General features: G+C 42.3%; 1 pseudogene. It reads left to right on the top strand.

Features of this window, described 5'->3' with window-relative positions:
- Positions 1 to 279: pseudogene (gene cysS, locus ACKPVM_RS20470) on the top strand (cysteine--tRNA ligase); the annotation flags it as partial.

Raw genomic sequence — 279 nt, 5'->3', positions numbered from 1 at the left:
CATCAATCAGTAGATGATTTAAAAATCGGTGCTCGTATTGAAGCTGGCGAGAAAAAAGACGATGCATTGGATTTTGCTTTATGGAAGGCAGCGAAGCCAGGAGAAATTTTCTGGGAAAGTCCTTGGGGCAATGGCCGTCCAGGATGGCATATTGAATGTTCTGTAATGGCTCGTGAGCATTTAGGAGATACTATTGATATTCACGCTGGCGGACAGGATTTAACTTTCCCCCACCACGAAAATGAAATTGCACAATCAGAAGCTCATAATGATAAAACA

It is taken from the genome of Pectobacterium hainanensis (assembly GCF_046237015.1).
Taxonomy (GTDB): Bacteria; Pseudomonadota; Gammaproteobacteria; order Enterobacterales; family Enterobacteriaceae; genus JBJYIN01.
Note: the sequence above shows the minus strand (reverse complement) of the source record. Positions and strands in the feature narration are given on the sequence as shown.